At 52.0% G+C, this 24,007-nt stretch carries 18 protein-coding genes; 2 read left to right on the top strand and 16 right to left on the bottom strand.

Annotated elements, in window-relative coordinates; genetic code table 11:
* The 11 genes from FPZ49_RS25810 to FPZ49_RS25760 form a co-directional block, all read right to left on the bottom strand.
* On the bottom strand, positions 1-804 hold an 804-nt coding region (locus tag FPZ49_RS25810), incomplete at its 3' end, for an IS256 family transposase (protein WP_144852600.1).
* Positions 805-951: 147 nt separating this feature from the next.
* Positions 952-1,527 carry a DJ-1/PfpI family protein gene (locus FPZ49_RS25805; RefSeq protein WP_144852598.1) on the bottom strand — a complete coding sequence of 192 codons (576 nt, stop codon included), beginning with the start codon at positions 1,525-1,527 and terminating at the stop codon, positions 952-954.
* 94 nt (positions 1,528-1,621) lie between these two features.
* Entirely contained in the window at positions 1,622-2,080 is a 459-nt protein-coding gene (locus tag FPZ49_RS25800; protein ID WP_144852596.1) for an NAD(P)-dependent oxidoreductase, read from the bottom strand.
* Positions 2,081-2,154: 74 nt separating this feature from the next.
* On the bottom strand, positions 2,155-3,009 hold the full coding sequence (locus tag FPZ49_RS25795) for an aldo/keto reductase (RefSeq protein ID WP_144852594.1): 855 nt from the start codon (positions 3,007-3,009) through the stop codon (positions 2,155-2,157).
* A gap of 189 nt (positions 3,010-3,198) precedes the next feature.
* Positions 3,199-4,995, bottom strand: coding sequence for an oligopeptide ABC transporter substrate-binding protein (opp4A, locus tag FPZ49_RS25790; RefSeq protein ID WP_144852592.1), 1,797 nt, complete (start codon positions 4,993-4,995; stop codon positions 3,199-3,201).
* Positions 4,996-5,011: 16 nt separating this feature from the next.
* Entirely contained in the window at positions 5,012-5,914 is a 903-nt protein-coding gene (locus FPZ49_RS25785) for an ABC transporter permease (RefSeq protein WP_144852607.1), read from the bottom strand.
* Between the two features lie 31 nt (positions 5,915-5,945).
* On the bottom strand, positions 5,946-6,914 hold the full coding sequence (gene opp4B, locus FPZ49_RS25780) for an oligopeptide ABC transporter permease (protein ID WP_144852590.1): 969 nt from the start codon (positions 6,912-6,914) through the stop codon (positions 5,946-5,948).
* A gap of 14 nt (positions 6,915-6,928) precedes the next feature.
* Positions 6,929-7,858: an ABC transporter ATP-binding protein gene (locus FPZ49_RS25775; protein WP_144852588.1), complete on the bottom strand. Its 930-nt coding sequence runs from the start codon at positions 7,856-7,858 to the stop codon at positions 6,929-6,931.
* The gene (locus FPZ49_RS25770) at positions 7,845-8,864 is read right to left on the bottom strand and encodes an ABC transporter ATP-binding protein (RefSeq protein ID WP_144852587.1); all 1,020 of its coding nucleotides are present in this window, start codon (positions 8,862-8,864) and stop codon (positions 7,845-7,847) included. Before FPZ49_RS25770 ends, FPZ49_RS25775 begins: the two co-directional genes overlap by 14 nt.
* A gap of 188 nt (positions 8,865-9,052) precedes the next feature.
* Positions 9,053-11,128, bottom strand: a complete 2,076-nt coding sequence (locus FPZ49_RS25765; protein ID WP_144852605.1) for a beta-galactosidase — start codon at positions 11,126-11,128, stop codon at positions 9,053-9,055.
* 4 nt (positions 11,129-11,132) lie between these two features.
* A complete protein-coding gene (locus tag FPZ49_RS25760) occupies positions 11,133-13,295 on the bottom strand; it encodes a hypothetical protein (RefSeq protein ID WP_144852585.1) in 2,163 nt (720 codons plus the stop codon).
* A gap of 314 nt (positions 13,296-13,609) precedes the next feature.
* Between FPZ49_RS25760 and FPZ49_RS25755 the strand changes: the two genes are divergently transcribed.
* Entirely contained in the window at positions 13,610-17,362 is a 3,753-nt protein-coding gene (locus tag FPZ49_RS25755) for an S-layer homology domain-containing protein (RefSeq protein ID WP_144852583.1), read from the top strand.
* 55 nt (positions 17,363-17,417) lie between these two features.
* Here the strand turns inward: FPZ49_RS25755 and FPZ49_RS25750 are convergent, their stop codons facing one another.
* Positions 17,418-18,821, bottom strand: a complete 1,404-nt coding sequence (locus FPZ49_RS25750) for an NAD-dependent malic enzyme (protein ID WP_144852581.1) — start codon at positions 18,819-18,821, stop codon at positions 17,418-17,420.
* 97 nt (positions 18,822-18,918) lie between these two features.
* On the opposite strand from FPZ49_RS25750, the gene FPZ49_RS25745 reads away from it, so the two are divergent.
* Positions 18,919-19,830, top strand: coding sequence for a LysR family transcriptional regulator (locus tag FPZ49_RS25745; RefSeq protein ID WP_144852579.1), 912 nt, complete (start codon positions 18,919-18,921; stop codon positions 19,828-19,830).
* A 65-nt stretch (positions 19,831-19,895) separates the two neighbouring features.
* On the opposite strand, the gene FPZ49_RS25740 is transcribed toward FPZ49_RS25745, so the two are convergent.
* From FPZ49_RS25740 to nikC, 4 genes are read right to left on the bottom strand one after another with little or no spacing between them, the layout of a single operon-like run.
* On the bottom strand, positions 19,896-21,083 hold the full coding sequence (locus FPZ49_RS25740) for a M20 family metallopeptidase (protein ID WP_144852577.1): 1,188 nt from the start codon (positions 21,081-21,083) through the stop codon (positions 19,896-19,898).
* A gap of 46 nt (positions 21,084-21,129) precedes the next feature.
* On the bottom strand, positions 21,130-22,095 hold the full coding sequence (locus FPZ49_RS25735) for an ABC transporter ATP-binding protein (protein ID WP_144852575.1): 966 nt from the start codon (positions 22,093-22,095) through the stop codon (positions 21,130-21,132).
* Entirely contained in the window at positions 22,070-23,074 is a 1,005-nt protein-coding gene (locus FPZ49_RS25730; protein WP_144852573.1) for an ABC transporter ATP-binding protein, read from the bottom strand. Before FPZ49_RS25730 ends, FPZ49_RS25735 begins: the two co-directional genes overlap by 26 nt.
* 15 nt (positions 23,075-23,089) lie before the next feature.
* Positions 23,090-23,998 carry a nickel transporter permease gene (gene nikC / locus FPZ49_RS25725; RefSeq protein ID WP_144852571.1) on the bottom strand — a complete coding sequence of 303 codons (909 nt, stop codon included), beginning with the start codon at positions 23,996-23,998 and terminating at the stop codon, positions 23,090-23,092.
* Between the last annotated feature and the right edge of the window lie 9 nt (positions 23,999-24,007).

Raw genomic sequence — 24,007 nt, 5'->3', positions numbered from 1 at the left:
GATGGTTTTCAGGTCATCCAAAAACTCGGTTTTATCTTGTACGCGAATTTTTGGCATGGTGCTACGGACTTTATGCACTACACAATGCTGTACATCCGCTTTGGGGTACACATCTCGAAAAGCATCCTCTAGCCCTGGAAGCCCGTCAAATACACCCAGCAATACTTCGTGTAGACCGCGGCGATATAAGTCTTGGAGGATCTCTCTCCAGCCGTTAGAACTTTCTTGACCGCCGATGTAAAAACCGAGAATCTCTCGATGACCTTGCTCGTTGATGCCCATCACCAGATAGATGACCTCGCTATCCACGGTGTTTCGTCTGAGCTTAATGTACAGTCCATCCAGGTAGAGAACCGAATAGCGTTTCTCAAGCGGTCGCGATTGCCACTGGGTGATATCCTCCAGTACCGTGTTCGTGATGTTGCTCACCGTCGTCGGCGAGTAATGAGTTCCAAACATGGTCTCAATGAACTTCGCGATATCTCGAGTACTCATGCCGCCTTTGTACATGTGGATGACGGTTTCCTCCAGCCATCCCTCACGACGCTGATAGGGTTCAAATAGCTGCGTCTGGAAGTGCCCATTTCGATCACGAGGAACTTGCAGGTCGTCGATTTTTCCGTGACGCGTCTCCCACGTACGTTCGTAGTAGCCATTGCGACTATTGTGACGCTCACTCTCTTGTTCAACCTGCAAAAAGTTCTTGATTTCTTCGCGCATCAGCATTTCCAATTTTTCTTTAAGTAGTTGGGTTACAGAATCTTCTAGTAGATTGCGATATTCGTTTGGGTGTATAGTTGCCATGAGTAGGGTTCCTTTCTTGGTGACTTCAGCAATCCCGAGAATACCCTACTTTTTTGCTGCCTGGAAAGGCTCCAAATCTTGGTACACAAACAATTTTACATCATCCAACCTTCGCCGAAATCAGCCGGATAACGGAATACAGTTCCGCTACTCAGCGCTAATTTTATAATAAGGATAATCCATCTTCTCACTCACTGTTCGAGCCAGGTCAGCGTTAGTTAGCGACTCGATGAAATATAACCCCAAATCCAACGACGCCGATACCCCGCCACCGGTGAACACGTTACCGTCCCTCACATAACGCTCTTTCACCACCTCGGAGCAATATGGCGTCAGCAGCTCATAAGCCGATGGATTGGTCGTCGCGCGTTTGCCCTTCAAAAATCCGGCAGCCCCCAGAATGAGCGCACCTGTGCAGACGGACACCTTGTACTCGACCTCCTGCGCCGTCTGGATCCAGCCGATAAACTCGGGATCGTACTGCAGTTGTCTTGTAGACATGCCTCCGGGGATGAAAATCAGATCGTAGCTGGACAGATCCGGGCTTACATGCGGAATGTGGATGGTCAGTCCACGGTCGTCCCTTACTTGCTCTTTGACTCCGCAGAAATCCCAAGATACTTGGGGCTTCACCTTGAGAATCCCTAGCCACGTCACGGCTTCATAAAACCCTGCCAAGTCGAGCAGCGTCATCTTATCAAACAGAATGAATGCCATTTTCACTGCGGATCACCTAGCCTTTTTGAATAGATATGCAACAAACCACCCGCAACGAATCCGTCATGAGTGGTTTGCGCTCTGCTGTATTGATCGAACTTCACTTCTCGCTTCTCGATTTGAAAGAAACCCCCGCCTGCTGCTGATAAAACAAGCTGACGGCGCCGCTGTCTTTCTCTCCATGCTCTTCTTTGCACATATGAAAAATTTGCTCCACCAAGCCCCCGACCATCGTAGGGCTGCCCAGCTTTTTGGCAACAGAGGTAATGATGTTCAGATCCTTGCACATAAGCGACAGCTTAAATCCGGGGTTGTAATCGTCCCGCAGAAAAGCGGGCACCTTCGAGTTGAGCGTGAAGCTATTCGCCGTCGCTCCCTTAAGCACCTCGTAAAGCGCATCCGGATCGATGCCCGCTTTGATCGCGAGCGTCATCGCTTCTGAAATCGCCACGGATTGGGCCGACGTAATCAAATTGTTGGCCATTTTGGCGGCAAGACCGAGACCGTTCGCTCCGCAGTACACAATGCCCTTGCCGATGGTCTCCAGAATTTTGGGCAATGGGAAAACCCATCGCACCTAAGCCGATAAACCCGATCTTTTTCATACAGACCCTCCTTAAAATTGGGCTACTGCTACTGAATACGAACGGAGAAGGTATGATCGATCCGATCATAATCTTCCTGACTGAGCTCCCACCCTAACGCGCCCGAGTTATCTTCAATGTGCGCTATGCTGGCTGCCTTAGGAATGCTCACGAGGCCTTCCTGCCTAAGCAGCCAGTTTAATGCCACTTGGTAAACAGTCTTATCATAGCGGCTCCCGATCTCCTCCAACAAACTGCGTTCCTCGGTTCCTTCCGCAGGGAATCCAGGCATTCCGAACATATTCGGAGCATAGCCGAAAGGCGAGTACCCCATCACCGTAATGCCATGCTCTCTACAATATGGCAAAATATCCTTTTCAATCAGCCGGTCGTTCAAATGGTACGCTACTTGATTACAAGCTAATGGAACATCCCCTAACGCTTGCTGGGCCTCCTGTATAAGCTTGACCGAAAAATTACTGACGCCGACATGCTTGATCAGCCCCAGCTTCACGAGCAGCGCCATCGCTTCCATCGTTTCCGCAACCTCGTATTCCTTGCTGGGCCAATGCTGCAAGTAGAGGTCGATGTAATCGGTCTTGAGGCGCTTCAAGCTGGCTTCCGCCGCTTGCAGTACGCCTTGGTAAGAGCAATGCTTCGCGGACACCTTGGTTACCAGAAACACCTCGGACCGCACATCCCGGATCGCTTCGCCTACCACGCGCTCCGATCCTCCGCCGGCATATTCCTCGGCGGTATCGATCAGCGTCATCCCCTTGGACAAGCCGTATCGCAGCGCCTCCATTTCTTGCTGAGCCTTGTGCTGATTCTCGCCAAGCTTCCAAGTTCCTTGACCAATGACAGGAATATGCTCGGAAGTCCGGCCTAGAAGACGATGCTGCATTTGTTCAATTCCTCCCTTGGTTGCAACTGGTAATAGATGTTACAGCTATGACAGTTGTCAACCTTGTCGCTCAAGAACACCAGTTCCCAGCAATTATAATACCAGTTTCTGGGTTTGTCTATTGGAATTTGCCACAAAAAAAGCATGCTCCGGTATGCACTAAGGCAGCCGAGCATGCTTTTTATACCCTTACTGCGCCACTTCCGCCTTATCGGAGGTAACACTGATATCTTTCAACGTTAGCTTCGAGTTCGGATCGACCGTATAGTTTTTCACTCGGTTGTTGACCGCAGTCAGTCCAAAACGATACAACATCGGGATAATCGGCAGCTCATCGTTCATCAGCGCTTGCCACTGGTTGTAGATGTCCTTGCGGTAGTTCTTGTCGAACGCCTGCTCGGAGTGGCCTTTCTCCAGCAGCTCGTCATTCTTGGCATTGATCCAATGCGAATAGTTGAACATGACATTACGTCCATACAAGCCGTAAGGGTCAACATCCGCGCCGGTGCTCCAAGCCGCAGCATAAATATCAACCTTTGGATCGTCCTTTTGCACCATGTCGTAGAACGAGTTAAATTCCGTCAAACGTCCGTTGACCAGCTGCACATCGAGACCGACGTCCTTCCAGCCCTGCATATAAAATTTGGCCAGCGGCTCGGCGATATCCCCACCGCTCATCATCAGGAAGTTGACCGTAAACTTCTTGCCATCCGGATCTTCGCGCAGCCCGTCACCATCCTTATCCTTATATCCTGCCTCGTCGAGCAAGGCTTTGGCTTTGGCCGGATCGTACGGGTAGCCCTTCGCACTCTTATCGTGATAGGTTGAGAAGGAAGGCGGAATTAAAGTCGTTGCCGGAAAACGGAGCCCGAAATACAGCTTATCCGCGACCGATTGGTTATCCATCGCATAAGCCATCGCTTGGCGCAGCTTTTTGTTCTGGAATTTCGGATTATCCATCACGCTCTCTTGCTTTTGCGCGTCCCAATGACCAAGCTTAAAGCCGACGTAGGTATAAGCACCTTCGATATTACCGACGAACTGAATGTTCTTTGTTCCTTTTGCCTCTTGATATAGATAGGTCGGGAATTCGGCCAGGTCGATCTCGCCTGATTTTAACGCTTGCAGAACAACCTTCGGATTCACTACTTTGACGATGACGCCCTTCAGATTCGGCTTGCCGTCCCAGTAATCGTCGTTGCGGACGAATTCCGCGGACTCGCCGGGCACGAGCTTGTTCAGCTTAAACGGCCCGAAGCCGATCGGGGTTTTGCGGATTTTGTCGGATTGCGCCAGCTGATTGATCGGAACATCCTTCAAATAATGCTTTGGCATCGCGGAAGTCCATACACCGGAGAGTACCGAGGGATTAGCTTCGTTCCACGTAATGGTTAACGTCTTGTCGTCAAGCACTTTAATCCCCGAAATGTTCGGCGCCTTGCCGCTGTGGTACTCGTCCATCCCGACGATGTCCTGAATGAGCGCATCCCCGTAGCGTACGCCTGTATAGTCTTTGCTGCCGATGACCAAGTAAGAGTACTCCAAATCTTCCGCTTTAACCGGCTCTTTATCCGACCAGCGGACGTTGTCTTTGATTTTGATCTTCATCGTCTTCTTGTCGGCAGACAGCTCGAAGGTGGCGGCGCCGTCATTCGTAATCTCGTAATCCCCATTTCTTCGCAGCAGAGATTCATCAAAAAAACCCAGCAGCTCCGCATCCGGCGATCCGGTGTACAGCGCGGAACTGAGCGTACCCTCAAACGGCGTATCGGAAATTAAGCCATAATTCAGCACCCCGTCCGCGATCGCCGGTTTGTCATTTTTGGCATCCATTGGGAAGCTGTCGATGTTCTCTTTTTGCACCTGTGCTTTGGACGTATCCGTCTTCGTTTGATCGGAGCCCCCGCTTGAAGCACCTGAATCGCAAGCGGTCAACGCGAGCAGCAGCACAGCCATAACACTGAAAGCCTTCCATGGTTTTCTCATCTCTTTCGTCTCCCCCTTAAGATCCTATTCGTTGTCTGGCATCTGCCCCACGTTTTAACGCTTGACCGATAAAATTAATGCACAGCATCATCACAAAAATGAGCGTCGATGCCGGCAGCCACACCCACCATTTTTTTTGCAGCACAATCGGGTCTGTCGCATAGCTTACTAACGTGCCTAGGCTCGGCGTGCTTTCCGGCAGACCGAAGCCCAAATAGCTCAGTCCTGACTCGATGCCGATGTTGCCGGCCAGGTTCAGCGTCAGGCTCACAGTGATGACGGAGCTCAAATTCGGCAAAATCTCGCGCAGCATGATTTTCCAATGCGGCGTGCCGAGCGTCTTTGAAGCGCTAACGTAGTCGAGCTCCCGCTCCGCCAGCGTCTTGGCGCGTATGAGGCGTGCTTTGCCCGTCCAAAGAAAGGCGCTCATGATGACAATGAACGTATAGATATTCACCTTCGGGACGATCGTCATAAAAACAATAATTAACATCAAGAAAGGCAGAATCAGCATAAAATCGATGAAACGCATCAGCAGCTGATCGATTACGCCGCCAAAATATCCCGCGACCAAGCCGACCGTTAAGCCGATCAAGCCCGTCAGGAGCGTAATCGTTAAGCCGATGGTGAAGGAATTTCGAGCCCCGATCATCAGCTGGCCGAATACATCTCTGCCCCCGTAATCCGTGCCCAGCCAATGCTCCGAGGACGGCGGCTTATGGATGGCGAACAAATCGACCTTAATCACCTTACTTTGATCCAGCACCAGCGCGGAGACGTAGACGGCGATCAGGATGAGCCCCAGAAAGAGCAGCGAGCCGAGGGCTAAGCGGTCTTGGACGATCTCACGCCATAGGATGGAGAGCGCAGAGGGGCTTTTGGTCAGCTTGGTCTGCGCCTCTCCTTGCTCGGAATGCATTAACCCGGTGTTCACAAACGTCCCCCCGCCTCTACTCAATTCGGATGCGCGGATCGACCGCGCTTAATATAATGTCAGACAGCAGCGTACCCAATAAGGTGGCAATCCCAGATAGCATGACGAGTGTCGTCACGACGCTGAAATCGCGCTGCATAATGGACTGCAGGAACAATTGCCCCATGCCCGGATAGCTGTAGATCGATTCGAGAAAAATAGCACCGCCGATGAGCCCCGTAATTTCGTAGCCCAAGAAGGCCGCGATCGGCAAAAACGAATTCCGCAGCACATGCCGAGTATAGATGCGGGATTCCGGCACCCCCTTGGCTCGAGCCGTTTTGACGAAATCCTTCAGCTTCGTGTCGATAATTTCGCTGCGCAAATACTGAATGAGCCCGACTGTGCTGATCAGCGCCCCTGACAACGATGGCAGGATGAGATGCCTCAGCTTATCCAGATAATACGCAACGGTCCCGTGCTCCAGCTGAATATTCACACTGCCGCCCGTCGGAAACCATCCTAATTTGAAGCCAAAAATAAACAGCATCAGCAGCGCAAAAATAAAAAGCGGCGTAGCAAAGCTCACATAGCTGTATCCAACGATCAGCTTATCGGCCGGCGATTCGTTCCATCGCCCCGAGATCAATCCAAGATAGATGCCGATCAAGTAAGTCAGCACGAGGATGCAGGCCGATAGAAGCACCGTATTGCCGATCCGTTCCGCGAGCACGTCCTTCACGGCCAGCTGATGAATGTACGAGACTCCGAGATCCCCGTGCAGCAATCGGCTAACCCATCGCGTGTACTGGACGTACAGCGGGTCGTTTAGCCCCAGCTTCGTTTTCAGCTCCACGAGCGTCTGCGGATCCATCTTCGGACTGTTTGCCAGCTGGCCCGTCAGCGCATCGCCCGGCATCGCCTTGGCGAGTAGAAAAATCAGGACGCTCAGCGCAATTAACTGGGGGATCATGATGAGGACGCGACGCAATATAAATTTCCACATAGACTCGACTTCCCCTATTCCAAAATGGCGGCAGCATGCGTTCCCGAGATGCGCCTCATCGGGTGGGCTCTGCCCTGAGAATCAAAATACCGCGTCTGCTGCTGCTCGTATTCCTTCTCAATCTGCAGGCGCAGCTTCATCTGCTCCTTCCGCTTCAGCGGATCCGGGTTCGGTATAGCCGAAATCAGCCGCTTGGCATAAATATGCTGCGGGCGCTCGAAGATATCATCCGTAGTCCCCTCTTCGACAAACTGACCACGGTACATGATGCCGATCCGATCGCACATATGGCGGATCACACCGAGATCATGACTGATCAACAGATACGTCAGCTGAAACTCCTGCTGAATATCTTTCATAAAATTCAGCACCTGTGCCTGAACCGACACATCCAGAGCGGATACCGGCTCATCGGCGATGATCACCTTCGGGCTAAGCGTAAGCGCTCTCGCGATGCCGATCCGCTGCCGCTGCCCGCCGGAAAACTCATGCGGATACTTATAGATCGACTCCGGCTGTAGGCCCACCCGTTCGATGAATCGAAGCACCGTGCGCTTCTCCTCCTGCGGCGACAGCCGTTCAAAATTCCGCAGCGGTTCCGCAATAATATCGAGCACACGTTTTCTCGGATTAAGCGAGGAGTACGGGTCTTGAAAAATCATTTGGACATTCCGCCGATAATGCATCATGTCCTGTCGGGACAGCTGGAGGATCGACTTCCCGTCCAGCACAATACTTCCCGAAGTCGCTTGGGTCAAGCCGATGATCGTACGGCCCGTCGTCGTTTTGCCGCAGCCGGACTCCCCTACCAGACCGTAGGTCTCCCCAGGCTGAAGCTCGAAGCTAATATCGTCTACAGCCCTCACATGATCGACCACCGACCGAAAAAAACCGCCTCGTACGGGGTAATACACTTTGAGCTGATTCACTTTAAGTAGTGCCATCGCTTATCTCTCCTTGCGCTCCCTGCGGAAAACGAAAATTTCGGTAGCAGGTACAGCGAACCCAATGTTCCGGCTTGAACTCCCGCAGCACTGGATGCGCCTCATGCTCGGAAGCTTCGATCCAGCTCATCCGGTCTTTGAAACGGCAGCCCGTTCTGGGAAGCTTCGCCAGCGACGGAACCATTCCTTGAATGACATGAAGCTTTTCCTTGTGCGCTTGCCGTGTAGGCATCGATTGCAGAAGCGATCGAGTATAGGGATGCTTCGGATCAGCGAACAACTCCTCGACCTCGGCCAGCTCCACGATCTCCCCCCCATACATGACCGCCACACGGTCAGCCATCTCAGCCACAATGCCTAAGTTATGGGTGATTAAAATAATGCCGGTATTCAGCTGCTGCTGCAGCTCTTTTAACAGCATCATGATCTGCGTTTGAATCGTGACGTCCAGCGCCGTGGTTGGCTCGTCCGCAACGATCAGCACCGGATCGCTCGCGATCGCCATCGCAATCATGATGCGCTGCCGCATCCCTCCGGACAGCTCGTGAGGATAGCGGTCATAGGTTTGCTGCGGATTGGGAATGCCGACCCGGTGCAGCAATTCCAGCGTTCGCTGCCGTTTTTGCGAAGCCGACAGGGTGGTATGGTAATCCAGGCCTTCTTCAATCTGCCTGCCGACGGTCATTAAGGGGTTCAGCGCAGTCAGCGGGTCTTGAAAAATCATCCCGATCGACTTCCCGCGAATTTGATTGAGCTCGTGGCTGCTTAAGGACAGCAGATTGCGCCCTGCGAAGACGACGGAGCCTTCCAGCTTCGTCCGCTTCGGATCATGCAGCCCGGTAATGGCGTGAGCCAAGGCACTCTTGCCGCAGCCGGATTCGCCTACGATGGCCAGCACCTCATTGGGCCGTACGGCCAGCGTGACATCGTCCACGGCGGCGTAATATTCACCCTCGATGCGAAACGAAACTCGCAACTGTTCGATTTGTAAAATCGGCTGCGTCAATCCTCATCACCTTCATTCCAACTTGTAAATCAAGAGCCGCAAAACGTTTATTTAATGAATATTCTATGAATTAGGCTCCGTTTCCTTCCATGCGAAGGTGCAAAAATAAATCTCCCTGCAAAAAAGCGTAGGGGCTGCCCCGTAAGCAGACGAGCTGCTTTGGAACACCCCCTATAAAGAAGCTGGAATTAGCCCTTCACCCGTCGCAAAATCCGTACGCCGTACTTAGGCAGCTGGATGTCAGTCGAGGCCTGTTCTCCTGTAAGCAAATCGGTATACTTCGGCTGATCCAGCGCTACCGTCTGCTCCGTCTCGCCGAAGTTCATGAGGAACACATAGTCGTTCACACCGTCCGTGCGAAGCTGAGCGGTTACACCGCTAGGCAGCTCGGAGTTGATGGCCCGCAGAACGCCTGTTTCCTCAATCAGCTTGCTCAAAAATTCACCGTAGAACGGATCTTGGTTGCGCGAGGCGACGTAGTAAGCTTTGCCTTGCCCGAACCGGTTCACGGTCAGCGCCGGACGTTCGGCATAGAAGTCGCTTTCATAAGTCGCCAGTGCCTCCGCGCCTTCCAAATGGATCAAATCGCACAGCTCATGCGCCACATAGCTGCCTTCCAGCCCTAGCTCGTTGCCGGCACACATGACCACGCCGTTCACATCGCGGTCGTACAGCCCGTCGATCTCCTCCGACCAGATGCCAAGCGTCTTCCGCAGCGGACCAGGGAAGCCACCCAAGAAGCACAGGTCGCTCTCATCCACGATGCCCGACCAGTATGTCGCCACGAACGTGCCGCCATTTTGCATAAACTGCTCAATCCGCTCGCCTACGCCCGGTCTAACCATGTACAGCATCGGAGCGACAAGCAGCTTATACTTGCTGAAGTCCTGCTCCATATCGATCACATCGACCGGCACGCCCCGCTCCCAGAACGGACGGTAGAAGCGTCTTACGGTTTCCTCATATTTGATGCCCTTATTTCTCGGTCCTTGGGCGTCCTTCACAGCCCAGCGGTTTTCCCAGTCGAAGATAACGGCGACTTCAGCAGGTGCGTTCGTACCGACAACCGCATCCAGCTTGTCCAGCGCGCTGCCGACCTCTGCCACATCGCCGAACACGCGAGTATGCTCATGCCCCGCATGATCGACTACCGCACCATGAAACTTCTCGAAGGAGCCCCGGCTTTTCCGCCACTGAAAATATTGCACCGAATCCGAGCCATGCGCCACCGCTTGTAAGGAGGCCAGCAGATGCATGCCTGGGCGCTTGGTTTTGCTAATCGGCTGCCAGTTCGTCATGCTCGGCGTGCTTTCCATCAGCAGGAACGGCTTGCCTTTGATGGAGCGGAGGATGTCATGCATCATGCCCACACGCGATGCCTGCTCGATCGCATCTTCCCCGTCATGCCACGTCGGGTAGCTGTCCCAGGACACGACATCCAAAATGTCGGCGAACTTCCAGTAATTCAGCCCCTCGTAGTAGTACATCATGTTCGTGAGCACCGGCAACTCCGGATTGACAGCTTTCAGCGGAACGATCTCATGGCGGCAAAAATCAACCGTCTGGTCCGTAACAAAGCGCTTCCAATCCAGGTTCAACCCATGCAAGCTGGTCTCACCCTGAGGCGCCGGCGACTCGAGCTGCGACCAATCGGTATAGGTGTGGCTCCAGAACGCCGCCCACCAGGCATGATTCAACGCGTCGAGCGAGCCATACTTGTTCTTAAGCCAGCCGCGAAACGCTTCCTGGCAGTAGTCGCAGTGGCATTCGCCGCCATATTCATTGGACAGATGCCAGCCGATGACCGCCGGATGGTGCGCATACCGCTCTGCCAGCCTTTGGTTCATAATTGTTACTTTCTCACGGAATACCGGAGACGTATAGCAATGATTGTGCCTGCGGCCGTGCAGATTGCGAACGCGATTCGCTCCGACGCGAAGCACTTCTGGATATTGAGCCGACATCCAGGCCGGTCTCGCTCCGCTTGGCGTAGCCAAGAAAGCGTAAATGCCGTTACGAGCAAAACGCGCCAGTACCTGGTCCAGCCACTCGAACGTAAACTGGCCTTCTTCGGGCTCCAGTGCCGTCCACGCAAAAATCCCGATAGACATCACATTGCAATTTGCCAGCTTCATTAAGCGGATATCTTCTTCCAGCACGTCCGGATAAGCGATCCACTGCTCCGGATTGTAGTCTCCTCCATGCAGCATTTTGGGCACCTTGCGGCTGATCGGTTCATGTTTGCTGAGCATCTGTAATATCATCCCTTCACTCATGTGTTTCAACGCCAATCAATTCCATCAGCAGCGCATTCGTATTTTGAAGTTTCAGCCTAACTTCTTCCGTTCCCGCTGAGAGCCCGTTTCTAGTGTTGCTTTGGATCCATATTTTTATCGCATCCGCATAGATGCCCTGATTGGCATTGGTATACGACCACTCACCGCTAATCGGGTCATAGCTGGCTTGGATGAGCTTTCCCAACGTCTGATTGGCTTGCCTCAGTTCGTTCTTCTCCGCTTCCGATGCGGTAGTCAAAGCCCTGCTGTTGCCGTCCATTAGTTTACGGATACGGTCCGCGGAGATATACCCTTCGGCTGCCTTGGGGTCCTTCGCATCTGGAAGTCCTTTCGCTCCGACGGCATTGATCGCATTGGAACTAAAAAGCGTGATTACCGTACTTACGCTTAATTTGGAGCTTGGTTTTAGCTTGAAAAACCCGTTGGATTCCAAGAACGCATTTAATACCGATGTAGTTACAGAACCGATAAAGCCGTCTTCTGCGAGTGGATTCCCGTCTGAATCTCGGTATCCTAATCTGTTTAATCTTCGCTGAATGGCGCGTTGGTTGTCTGGGGACAGGCCGCTTAAGACAATGTCGTCGTTGACCGAGGCTTTGCCAAGATGAATAACTTCTCCGTCGCCCGATAAAGGCTTTAACATCATGTGAGGTTCATCGCCGCTTACGACCGTGACCTCGTATTGATCGGTCTTGGCTACATAAATTCCGGTAGATTGTTCATGTAACGGCTCTACCAATTGCGAGCCAATGGAGCCCGCATCGGATACACCTTGAGTTAAACTGACCAATTGATCAGAAAACCAATAGCCCTTAAAACCAAGAATCTGTGCTAGATAATTGGACATCCGATTGTCGCTTAAGGCGTCCTGCCACGATTGCTCCGGATTTTTGTAAGTAAGCCCTATGATTCCTACCCCGGTCTGTTCTTGTAAATCTCGCATCCGAAGGTACTTCTCCAGAAAAGCTGAAGTCATTCCATAGACGGTCTCGCTCTTCATAAAGCTCTCCGCCAAATAATAATCCCCCGGCCCCAGACTGGAAGGCAGCCCATTAGGATTCCCGTTCGCCACCACTCTGCTGCTCATCGCATCTTCCGGGAACCAAGCATTGGCGATACAGTAAAGACCCTTGGAATGAGCGTAGTCCACAATCTCATTTTGCCGCTCCCTGGTCTCTTGGTAATCGAATCCGAATTGATCAATAAAAACACCGTAAAACCCGCTTTCTTGAATTCGATCAATGGCTTGTTTGAGTTTGTCCAAAGGAATTGGAACCCAATCCGATCTCGGATCGTGCTGATTTTCAGGGCCTAAGTTGACATAACCGAACAACCGGGTTGTACCTTTCACTTGCTCCGCAATAAATTTTGATTCAATCGAATGCGCGCCAGGCTCCGTGGTGACAACATACTTCAAGCCTTTAATGGCCGCAATCGCATGGCTTAAATTGTCTCTGGACACTTTGTCCAAACCGCCATAGGCGAACCCAAAATGGTTCATCCCAAGCGGGTATTGGGGCACATATGGAGCGGGCTCTGAGTCAATTTTGTTCAAGGCTGCCGTTTTCAACTGTTGAAATGCCTCTTCAGTAAAGGACGAAATCCCGTTGTCGTTTAAAAAATGGCGAAGCGCCTGATTCGAATCTCTTCCGAAATACCCGTCAAGTTTCAATGGATGTCCTGTGGGATCGGTATAGCCCAGAATTTTCAAATAGATTTGCGCATACTGAGCCGTATTGCTGTAGTTGCGGGAGTCGAATGGAATGAGATTGCTTACCAACAATCCATCCAAATGGTCACGTGCGGCGAAAGTAAAATGTTGAAAGTCGTAATCATTTAAATATTTCTGCAATGCACTGCGCGAATGCGAGCCGAAAAGACCCGTGATGTTGAGCAGTTCGCCGTTCATATCCGTATAGCCTAACGCAGCCAGCTGCTTTTGAATGCTTTCGACGTTTGGATCGTACTTATTCCCATTCAAAGGATAGAGATCATTCGCCCGCAGCTGCTGTAACCGCTGTGTCCAATCGCTAAGGCTCGAAAGATCGAAGGAATGGACAACGGGTTGACGCGAGCTGTCGGAATATGAACTGTAATAACCGGAAGTGCTGCCTGCGTCACCTATCATGTCCATCTGCCGAAGTCCCCCATGTGCTAAAAAATCCCTATATTTTACTTTATTAATTGTCCCATACAAGCAAGACTATGTGCAAGGGTTATTGAAATGGTCAGCTTTAGTAAAAAATAACTATAAAAAGTAAAATAATCCGTATATCACAGTACATAAAGTTCGGATATGATTTATTTTATCATACAACTAGATTAAAATGGGACTTTGGAACCACTATACATGAGGAGGAGACATCGCATACGCAATGACTCGTTAAAGCAAGTTTTGTAATCGCTTTCTTTACTCTATAGTAATACTCGAAAGGAGATCATCATTAAATGAAAAGAAGATCCAACGCGCTCATTCATTCTTTATTAAGTTTGTTTTTAATTTTCAGCTTGCTGCCAATGGGACAAGCCGCAGCAGCGGTCCCCCTTACGGATGACTTCTCGACTTATACGTTGAGCAGCTTTCCAGGAGGATCCAGCGCTTATTGGTCGGTAAACTCCTCCACCGCTGCGGCGAACAAAATTTGGAAGGTGCAAAGTGTAGGCGGAGATCAGGCCCTTGCAAATACAGACACGACAACGACTTCCTACCAATTGTACAATGAAGCGCTTAACTATTATGACGGCTCGGTTTCCGTTGCATTCCAGCTTACGGATCCGAAAACGACCAAAGCAGGCTTTGTACTTCGAAATGTGGACAACGGCGACAGGTACTTAGCGGATGTGACGGTTAACAGCTCGTCTAGTCCTACGAAAACCAGATTGGAGATAAAAAAGTACAATAACGGGAACGGTTCGACCAGCGTTAGTATAGGCTCAGCTGATTACACTGGCTTTATAACAGCTAACCATTGGTATGTAATCGAAGTTACTATCGACTCCGCGAATCAAAAAATTACAACGAATTTGTATGACGCCAACCAAACGACGCATGCAAAAACGGGTTCAAACATCGTTAATACCGTCTCCTCCACGGGAGCCGGGACCGGGATCAGCCAATTTGACAACACGTTTATGCTAAAAGCTGCTAAATTAGGGCTTTATGCAGTTGGTAATGTTTTGTTTGATGACTTTACAGTACCTTCGACCTTCGCCTCGGCGCCGGCATTATCAATCACCTCAGCATCCACTTCTGCCGTCGCCTTGTCGTGGTCACAAACCAACGGTTCAACTACTTACACCGTTAAAAAGTCTTCCGATCCAGCGGGCGTGTGGAATATTGTTAATCCGACTTCCGTGCCTTCCTTGTCAGGAACGTCCACGGTTGGTTTCCAGTCCACAACCGTTGGCGTAACATGCAGCAATAATATTTGTACATATACAGACACCGGCAGCTTCTCTTCCGGCAACACTTATTACTACGCTGTAGCAGACAACAATCAAAATGCCTACTTCGTCTTTAAATCCGTCAGTTACGGACCAGGGGGCTTAAAAGGCATCTCTGATAACGGGCAGGTTGCACTGTCATGGAACGCAGTCACCAACGCTACAAGCTACAATGTATACAGAAGTGATACGAGCGGCGGTAATTTTACGCAAATTGCTAGTAATTTATCCTCGCCAAGCTATTTGGATACAGGACTGACGAACGGAACGCCATATTATTACACGGTCACATGGAGCAATGCTGCCATTGGCGAGAGCTTGAAATCAAGCGAGGCGACGGCGACACCAAACATGCTTCAGCCTCCGGTTGTAGGTGCCAGCTCAGGGAATCAAAAAGTAGGGCTATTCTGGAACACCGTAGCGGGAGCGACTTACTACGTCGTTAATCGGAGTTTAGACAATGGAATTACCTATCAGCCTCTGGCGACAATCCCAGTTGCAGTTACGGAAAGCACCTACCTGGATACCGGGTTAACGAATGGGACGACTTATAAGTACAATGTGGTTGCATCGGATGGATCGATTAGCAGCAGCTCCAATACAGTGAGAATCATTCCTCAGCCCCTGACAGCACCAGCTAGCGTAACAGCTGCCCCTGGAAATACAACGGCAAATCTGACGTGGAGTACGGTAACCGGAGCGACTTACTATAACTTGAAACGCAGCACAACGGCTGGTGGGTCCTATACAACGGTGGGCACAGTTACGCCGAGCGCAAGCGTTAGCTCCGTTACGTACACGGATACTCTGCTGACCAATGGCATTACATATTACTACATCGTGACCGCAGGCAATCGCGTTGAAGAAAGTACTAATTCGGCCGAGGTCAATGTAAAGCCGTTCACCGCACTTCCGGCCCCAACAGGACTGAAAGCAACTGCCAGCTTGGCTCAAGTCAGCTTAGTTTGGGACAGTGTTGCAGGAGCAACGGGATATAATGTCCTGCGAAGCACGACTCCTCAGAGCGGCTATGCTCCGCTTGCCACAGTCACGGGCACAACATACATGGATATTTCTGTGCAATACGGAACGACCTACTACTACACGGTTCAATCGGTGATCAATTCGGTTCCAAGCGACACCTACTTACAGACCGAAACTAGCGCAGCCGTGCCAAAGCTAACATTGACTGCCACGAACTCCATCGCGGATGGCTCCGTATCGTTAAGCTGGCCTGCCGTAACAGGAGCTGCAAGCTACAATATTAAACGGGGCGGCACTACCGGTGGTCCGTACACCAAGATCGGAACCGTCACAAGTACGGTATATACTGATTTGACCCCTGTTCTGTCAGTAGCGAACTATTATGTAATCAGCCCTGTTGTTAACGGTGTGGAAGGCGCCAACTCTTCCGAAGCTTCCATAGTGCCTCAAAAACAATCCACGCCTAGCGGCGGCGGAGGTAGCAGCAATGGCGGAAGCAGCAGCTCCGATCAAGGTATCGCATATGTCAATAGGGACAAGAACGGCAACGTAAGCTTGGATGTCCAAGAAACTAGTGATAAAGACGGCGACAAGACTCTTACCAAAGTCTCTGTTAATACAGACAGCTTCTTGAGAGGAATCGACGCAGTTAAAGATGCGGACGCTGGCAAGCAAAAAATTAGGATTCAAGTCGAAGGTAAAGAGCCGATTTCGATTCTAGAATTACCAGCAGACGGGATTGTCAAAGCGCAACAAAGCGCGAGCGGCACGGTCTTGTCCATCAAGGCAAATGGTACGACTTATGACCTGCCGATTAAAGCTATCGATGCAGCAGCCTTAGCCAAATCGCTTGGAGTTGACCCTAGAGATGTCACGATTGTAGTTCGGATAGAGACGGTGAGCGGAAAGCTATCCCAAGATGTGAATGATACGGCGTCGCGTGGCGGTATGAAGTTACTAGGCAGCATTGTAGACTATTCCCTTGTGGCAAGAGCGGGTAAGAATGAAAAAGAAATTTCCGACTTCAAAGGCATTTATGTGCCTAGAACGATTACTCTCTCGGCCACAGCCGATGGAAGTACTACCACAGCGGTAAGATACGACGCAAAAACCGGCAAATTCATGTTCGTTCCTGCCACATTTAAACAATCGAGCGGCAAGACGGAAGTGACGATGAAACGCCCTGGCAACAGTATTTATACGGTGATTCAGAATAAACGGACCTTCGATGATTTGAGCGGCCATTGGGCGAAAGCCGATGTCGAGCTCCTGACTTCCAAGCTTGTGGTAGACGGTGCTTCGGAAACTACTTTTGCTCCGAATCAAAGTGTAACGCGTGCCGAATTTGCCTCCATGCTCGTACGCGCACTTGGGTTGAACACAGTAAAAGAAGGCTCCTTCAAAGACGTTGCTGCCACCGACTGGTTTGCAGAAGCGGTCAACACCGCAGCCAAAGCAAGTTTGGTAACCGGCTTTGAGAACAATACGTTCCGGCCTAACGATACCATTACACGTGAGCAAATCGCAGTGATGATCGCTAGAGCAGCTGAATTCGCTGGGAAGAAGCCGAAAGAAGGCAAAGACTCCGCTGATAAGTTCAAGGATAGCACTACCGTCAGCAGCTGGGCCAAAGCCTCTGTATCCGCCGCAGTCGATGCCAAGATCGTCAACGGCACTACGGACAACACCTTTGCACCTGCGGCCAATGCCACTCGTGCAGAAGCGACCGTCATGTTGAAGCGTCTGCTGCAATACGTCCAATTTATTAACTAATGTTTATAACAAAAAATCCTCCACCAGCTTCAAGCTGTGGAGGATTTTTTGCCTATTACCGGAAATCCGGCGGAATACGGCGGGCTTCGCCGGTTAGAATCGCTGCTTCCACTACCGCGTGGCGCACCTTCACCACCACCTGCTCGTTGAATATACTCGGGATAATATATTGCTCGTTCAGCTCCGCATCCGTGACGACCGAAGCGATGGCACGGGCTGCCGCCAGCTTCATCGGTTCATTGATCCGGCGCGCCCGGCAGTCGAGCGCTCCTCGGAACAGCCCTGGGAACACGAGCACGTTATTGATCTGGTTCGGATAATCGCTCCGACCGGTGGCGAAGACGCGCACATGCGGCAGCGCTTCCTCCGGGTCGATCTCCGGTGTCGGATTCGCCATGGCGAAGACGATGCTTCCCGGCGCCATGCGCTGCACATCCTCTGCCGCCAGCAGGCCGCCTCGCGAGACGCCGATAAACACGTCGGCGCCAGCAAGCACTTCTTTCAGCGAGCCGTGCACCGCCTCCACCTGCGGCTGCTTCGCGAGCCACTGCCACATCGGGTTCGCATAGGTCTCTCCCTGCACGATGGCACCGTCCCGATCGACCGGGACCAGCTTGGAGACCCCGGCGGCTAGCAGCATTTTGCAAATGGACACTCCGGCTGCGCCAATCCCGTTCACGACCACACGAATGTGCTCCATTCGCTTCCCGGCGACTTTGAGCGCATTCAGCAGACCGGCAATGACCACTACAGCCGTACCGTGCTGGTCGTCGTGGAAGACGGGAATATCGAGCTCTTCGGCGAGGCGCGTTTCGATCTCAAAGCAGCGGGGCGAAGCGATATCCTCTAAGTTAATGCCGCCGAAGATGGGGCTAATCGCTTTGACGGTGCGGATAATTTCGTCCGTGTCCTTCGTGTCCAGACAGATTGGGAACGCGTCCACCCCAGCGAGCTGCTTGAACAGCATCGCTTTTCCTTCCATCACCGGCGCAGCGCCGAAGGGTCCGATATCGCCCAGCCCCAGCACAGCCGTACCATCGCTGACTACGGCAATCGTGTTCCGTTTAATCGTAAGCGAGTACGCTTTTTTCGGATCCTCATGAATGGCCGTGCAAACACGCGCCACCCCTGGGGTGTAGACGCGAGAGAGGTCCTCTCGGTTTTTGATCGGCATCGTCGGCTGCGTTACGATTTTCCCCCCGAGATGCACCAGAAAAGTGCGATCCGAAACATTGACGAGCTTGATACCCTCGCGCTGCTTAAGCGCCTCAATGACGCGCGCTTCCGCCGCTTCGGTTACATCGACTGTGATGTCCCGCACGGAGGAGGCTTTGCCCGGACGGATCACATCAATCGACGTAATGTCACCACCCGCCTGCGCAATGACCCCAGCCACATCTCCAAAGGTCACCTGCTCATGATTCAATTCCAGACGCAAGATTACGCTCGTTTGTGCCATGGTTCCTTGTTCCTCCGATTCTTTCAATTTGGTATCTGATCCTTAAACGCAGTATAATAAAGGGATATCAAGACTAATCAAGGGGTTGCTTGACGTCATGGACGTGAAGGATTGCGAAGTTTTACTGATCATTTATGAAGAACAAAATTTGTCCAAAGCCGCGGAACGTCTCTACATCACCCAACCTGCTTTGACCTATCGAATCCGGCAGCTGGAAAAGCAGTTTCAGTTGCAAATCGTCCAAAAAGAGGGGAAAAACATCAAGTTCACCTCCGAGGGTGAGCATCTGGTCGAGTACGCGAAGAAGACGCTGCAAGAAGAGCATCGCTTCAAGGAGTTTATCGCCAACCTCAAAAGTGAAATCCAAGGCACGCTGCGTCTCGGGGTTTCCAGCCATTTTACTCAGTACAGGCTAGCACCGATCCTTCATCATTTTCTCCAGCAGTACCCCAAAATCCAAGTGTTCCTCAATACGAGTCCGAACCAGGAAATTTTTCAATCCCTGCAAAATGGCACCTTTCATGTCGGCATCGTACGTGGCACCTTCAACTGGGTCGACCAAAAATATTTGATCAATGAGGAGCCGTTCTATCTCATATCCAATGATGAGATCCACTTGGAGAAGCTTCCGGAGCTGCCGCGAATCAATTATCGCTCCGACACGCCGCCCATGAACAAATTCGGCTACAAGCCCGACACGCTGCTTATGGAAGCGATCGACGGCTGGTGGAAGGACCATTTTGAAGTGCCCCCGCTCATTACGATGAACGTCAACAACTACGAAACCTGCAAGCAGCTCGTCCAGCATGGCCTCGGCTATTCCATCGTTCCAGAGATTTGCTTGAAGCCCCAAGACCGCTTCTTCAAGTACCAGATGCTGTTCAAGAACGGACAACCGCTCGTACGAAAAACGTGGCTCATTTACAAGGAATCCGCACTGGAGCTCAATCTGGTCAAGGAATTTGTCCAGTATATCAAATCATTGAACCTGCATCTGCCGATGGAGTAGGGAAAAAGAAAGACTGAAGAAAGAGCGTCTCATTCTCCTTTCTTCAGTCTGGGTGTTCTAACCTACTAACGGTGCGATAGAAACTCCGCTTTGGAGCGTTCGAATTGGTCCTTGATCTCCTGTAAAAGCTCCGGCCGCGCGATCAAATCGTATCCGGCTCCGGCGATCGCTTTGGCGGCTGATACTACGGCGTTGTGCCCCGCTTCGCTTGTTCCCGCTTCCACCCATTCGATGGAATGACTGGATGTCCCGAAAGGAACGAACGCTACTCGCAAGCAAGCCCCTGGAAGCAAATACGTCACATTGGCAAAATCGGTTGAGCCCGTGCTTGCACGTGGAGGCGAAATATCCTGGATGCCGGCTTCTCTCGCATTTTCCAGCAGCAGTTGATTCAGACGGTCGACGTTGACCTTGTTCTCGTACTTTTTGACCTCGTTGATCGTCAAGCTCGTCCCGGTGGCCAGTGCAGCCCCGCGCGCAGCGTTATAGACGCGTTCGACCACGGTGTCAAGATATGGCCGGTCGGCGGCCCGCACGTAGAACTGTGCCGATGCATACTCAGGCACAATATTCGCTGCTGTTCCCCCATTGGTGATGACGCCATGCATCTTCACATCGGAGCGGACATGCTCCCGCAAATATTCAATCGCGTTGAAGGTCATGAGCACGCCGTCCAACGCACTGACACCTTTTTCTGGAGCAACCGCCGCATGGGCCGCTTTGCCCTCGAATATGAAATCCACCAGATTCATCGCCAGCGACTTGCCGTCCACGGTCGTCCGGTCCCCGCCATGCATCATCAACGCCACATCCAGTCCGTCAAACAGCCCCGCCTGGATCATCGGCAGCTTGCCGCTGGTCGTCTCCTCCGCCGGCGTGCCATACACCACCAGGGTGACCGGCCAATCGCCTAAGTGCTTGGATAGCGCGATCGCAGCCCCGGTGATGGAAGCGGCCTGCAAATTATGACCGCAGCCATGACCCAGCCCTTCCAGAGCATCGTATTCACATAGCAGGCCGATCGTTGGGCCCCCGGTTTTATTCTTATAGGTTGCAGTAAAGGCTGTTGCCAAGCCGGCAACCCCGACCTGCACATCGAAGTGATGCTCCGCTAAGGTGCGGGTCAATAGCTCCACCGCTTGAAATTCGTTGTTCCCCAGCTCGGGATGGTCATGAATAAATTCATTCATCCCGATCAGTAATGATCTAAGGCCGTCCACCGTGCGATAGATGCTTTGTTTGTCCGCATTCATTGGTTTCTACCTCCACCCGACATACTCTACATACTCTACATACTTGCTAATTGTATAAATGGCATGCCACAAATTGGCCGTTCACTTCTTTTAACTCCGGCTTTTCCGTGCGGCAGATCGCCATGCATTCCCTGCAGCGCGGATGGAAGGTACAGCCGGAGGGCGGATTCGCCGGACTCGGCACGTCACCCTGCAGCACAATGCGTTCCCTTTTCACCAGAGGATTCGGTACAGGCACCGCAGACAAAAGCGCTTTGGTGTACGGATGCTTCGGATTCTCAAACAGCTCTTGTTTGTCTCCCAGCTCTACGATGCGTCCCAGGTACATGACACCGATCCGGTCGCTAATATGCTTCACTACGCTCAAATCGTGCGCAATGAACAAATAGGTCAATTGAAACTGCTCCTGCAAGTCCTGCATCAAGTTAATGACCTGCGACTGGATGGATACGTCCAGTGCTGAAACCGGCTCATCGGCCACGATCAGCTTCGGATTCAGGGCGAGCGCCCGGGCAATGCCAATCCGCTGCCGCTGACCGCCGCTGAACTCATGTGCATACCGCTTCGCATGGTAGCTGCTTAAGCCGACGACATTCAGCAGCTCCTCCACCCGGCGATCCTTCTCGGCTCCGCTGACCATGCCGTGGATCTGAAGCGGCTCGGCAATGATATCGCCCACCGTCAATCGGGGGTCAAGCGAAGCGTAAGGATCCTGGAACACCATCTGCAAATCTTTACGCAGCTTCCGCAGCTGTCTCGGGTTCATATCGACCAGGTTCTGTCCCTCGTACAACACTTCCCCTTCGGTAGGCTTCAGCAGCTGGAGAATGGAGCGTCCAGTGGTCGATTTCCCACAGCCGCTTTCCCCAACGAGTCCCAGCGTTTCTCCTTTATAGATTGTGAAGTTTAATCCGTCGACGGCCTTCACATGATTGACAGTTCGACCCAATAGCCCCTTCTTGATGGGGAAATACGTCTTTAAGTTTTTAACCTCGATGAGCGGCTGTTTCATTTCGGGTCTCTCCCTCATTGGATGAATGGAGCCAGCAGCGGCTGAAATGCCCCGGCTCGACTTCCACCAGCTGCGGCGCTTGCCTACGGCAGACGTCCATGGCCATATCGCAACGCGGAGCAAAAGTACAGCCTTCACGCAAGCTGCCTGGAATCGGCACATTGCCTTTGATGGAATAGAGGCGCTTCTCGCCCCTTTCGAGGGTCGGAATCGATTTCATCAAGCCTTGCGTGTAGGGATGCTGCGGATTGGTGAAGATCGTCACGACATCGCCTTGCTCCACCACTTTCCCGCTGTACATCACAATGACACGATCACACATTTCTGCGACGACGCCCAGGTCATGAGTAATCATCATAATGGCCGTGTTGTTCTCGTCCTTCAGCTTGCGCATCAGATCCAAAATTTGCGCCTGAATCGTCACATCGAGCGCCGTAGTCGGTTCATCAGCGATGAGCAGCTTTGGCTCACAGGACATCGCCATGGCGATCATGACCCGCTGCCGCATGCCTCCGGACAGCTGATGCGGATATTCATCCACAATCTGCTCCGGACGTGGAATACCAACCAGCTTCAGCATCTCAATTGCATGCTGTCTAGCCTGCTGCTTCGAGTAATTACGGTGAATTTCCACCGCTTCGCCGATCTGCTGCCCGATCGTAAAGACCGGATTGAGCGACGTCATCGGCTCTTGGAAAATCATGGCGATATCATTACCGCGCAGGGCTCTCATTTCCTCTTCCGTCAGCGATAAAATGTTGTTCCGGTTGAACTCAATCGTGCCCCCGACCACTTTTCCCGGCGTTAAACGCATCGTAGTGAGGGAGGTAACGCTTTTGCCGCAGCCCGACTCGCCGACGATGCCGACCGTCTCCCCCTCGTGAATCGTAATGTCGACCCCGTCCACCGCAGGAACAACGCCTTCATCGGAATAAAAATACGTTTGCAGTCCTTTGATCTCAAGCAGCTTATTCTTCAAAGGTTGTCCCTCCTTTTACAGCTTCATCTTTGGATCGAGCGCATCGCGCAGACCGTCGCCCAGCATATTAAACGCGAGCACCATAAACATGATGGCCAGACCCGGGATCGTGCTCACATGGGGAGACGTACGCAAGTATTCCCTTCCCGTGCTGAGCATGGCCCCCCACTCCGGTGTCGGCGGCTGTGCGCCCATGCCCAAGAAGCTGAGGCCCGAGGCCGTCAAGATGGCCGTTGCAATCCGCAAAGTGGAAAGGACGATGATCGGCGCAATACTGTTCGGGATGACATGTTTAAAAATAATAAGCGCATTCGTCGCCCCCATGGCTCGGGCTGCCTCGATGTATTCTTTGTTTTTCACAGAAATGACGGCTCCACGGGAAATCCGGGAGAAGGTCGGTACAGAGAAAATTCCGATGGCGATCATTAAATTCAGCATGCTCGGCCCGAGTACACTAACAATGGCCAGTGCCAGCAAAAAGCTCGGAAACGCCATGAAAATATCCATAATCCGCATAATGAGCGCGTCCAGTTTTCCGCCAAAATAGCCTGCTATGGTTCCTAAGGCGACGCCCAACACGACGGAGATCAGCACGCCGACAATCCCGATCATCAGCGAAATTTGGGATCCATATAAAATGCGGGATAAAATGTCGCGACCGAATTCGTCGGTTCCGAACGGGTGGCTCCAGGAAGGAGATTCCAGCATGATTTGCATATTTTGCGCGTACGGGTCATAAGGAGCAATCCACCGTGCAAGCAGAGCGACCACGATAAAGACGACCACCATCCACAGACCGACCATGGCCCGTTTGTTCTTTTTGAATCGGCTGATCATCATCTGAATCGGCGATCGCGGGGTATACGCCCGCTCGAACGGGTTGCTCCCGCTCCCGGCTTCGGATGTCAACGCTGACTGACTCATGATTGAGCT

Origin of the sequence: Paenibacillus cremeus (assembly GCF_007786445.1) — a bacterium.
Lineage (GTDB): Bacteria > Bacillota > Bacilli > Paenibacillales > NBRC-103111 > Paenibacillus_G > Paenibacillus_G cremeus.
The sequence above is the reverse complement of the archived record's forward strand: the minus strand, read 5'-3'. Positions and strand labels throughout refer to the sequence as shown.

Excerpts from the sequence above, each read along its gene's own strand:
- FPZ49_RS25795 (WP_144852594.1), bottom strand. The coding sequence starts at position 3,009 with ATGCAGCATCGTCTTCTAGGCCGGACTTCCGAGCATATTCCTGTCATT.
- FPZ49_RS25750 (WP_144852581.1), bottom strand. The coding sequence starts at position 18,821 with ATGGCACAAACGAGCGTAATCTTGCGTCTGGAATTGAATCATGAGCAG.
- FPZ49_RS25740 (WP_144852577.1), bottom strand. The coding sequence starts at position 21,083 with ATGAATGCGGACAAACAAAGCATCTATCGCACGGTGGACGGCCTTAGA.
- FPZ49_RS25735 (WP_144852575.1), bottom strand. The coding sequence starts at position 22,095 with ATGAAACAGCCGCTCATCGAGGTTAAAAACTTAAAGACGTATTTCCCC.
- FPZ49_RS25775 (WP_144852588.1), bottom strand. The coding sequence starts at position 7,858 with ATGGCACTACTTAAAGTGAATCAGCTCAAAGTGTATTACCCCGTACGA.
- nikC (WP_144852571.1), bottom strand. The coding sequence starts at position 23,998 with ATGAGTCAGTCAGCGTTGACATCCGAAGCCGGGAGCGGGAGCAACCCG.
- FPZ49_RS25765 (WP_144852605.1), bottom strand. The coding sequence starts at position 11,128 with ATGATATTACAGATGCTCAGCAAACATGAACCGATCAGCCGCAAGGTG.
- FPZ49_RS25755 (WP_144852583.1), top strand. The coding sequence starts at position 13,610 with ATGAAAAGAAGATCCAACGCGCTCATTCATTCTTTATTAAGTTTGTTT.
- FPZ49_RS25745 (WP_144852579.1), top strand. The coding sequence starts at position 18,919 with ATGGACGTGAAGGATTGCGAAGTTTTACTGATCATTTATGAAGAACAA.
- opp4A (WP_144852592.1), bottom strand. The coding sequence starts at position 4,995 with ATGAGAAAACCATGGAAGGCTTTCAGTGTTATGGCTGTGCTGCTGCTC.
- opp4B (WP_144852590.1), bottom strand. The coding sequence starts at position 6,914 with ATGTGGAAATTTATATTGCGTCGCGTCCTCATCATGATCCCCCAGTTA.
- FPZ49_RS25760 (WP_144852585.1), bottom strand. The coding sequence starts at position 13,295 with ATGGACATGATAGGTGACGCAGGCAGCACTTCCGGTTATTACAGTTCA.
- FPZ49_RS25785 (WP_144852607.1), bottom strand. The coding sequence starts at position 5,914 with ATGCATTCCGAGCAAGGAGAGGCGCAGACCAAGCTGACCAAAAGCCCC.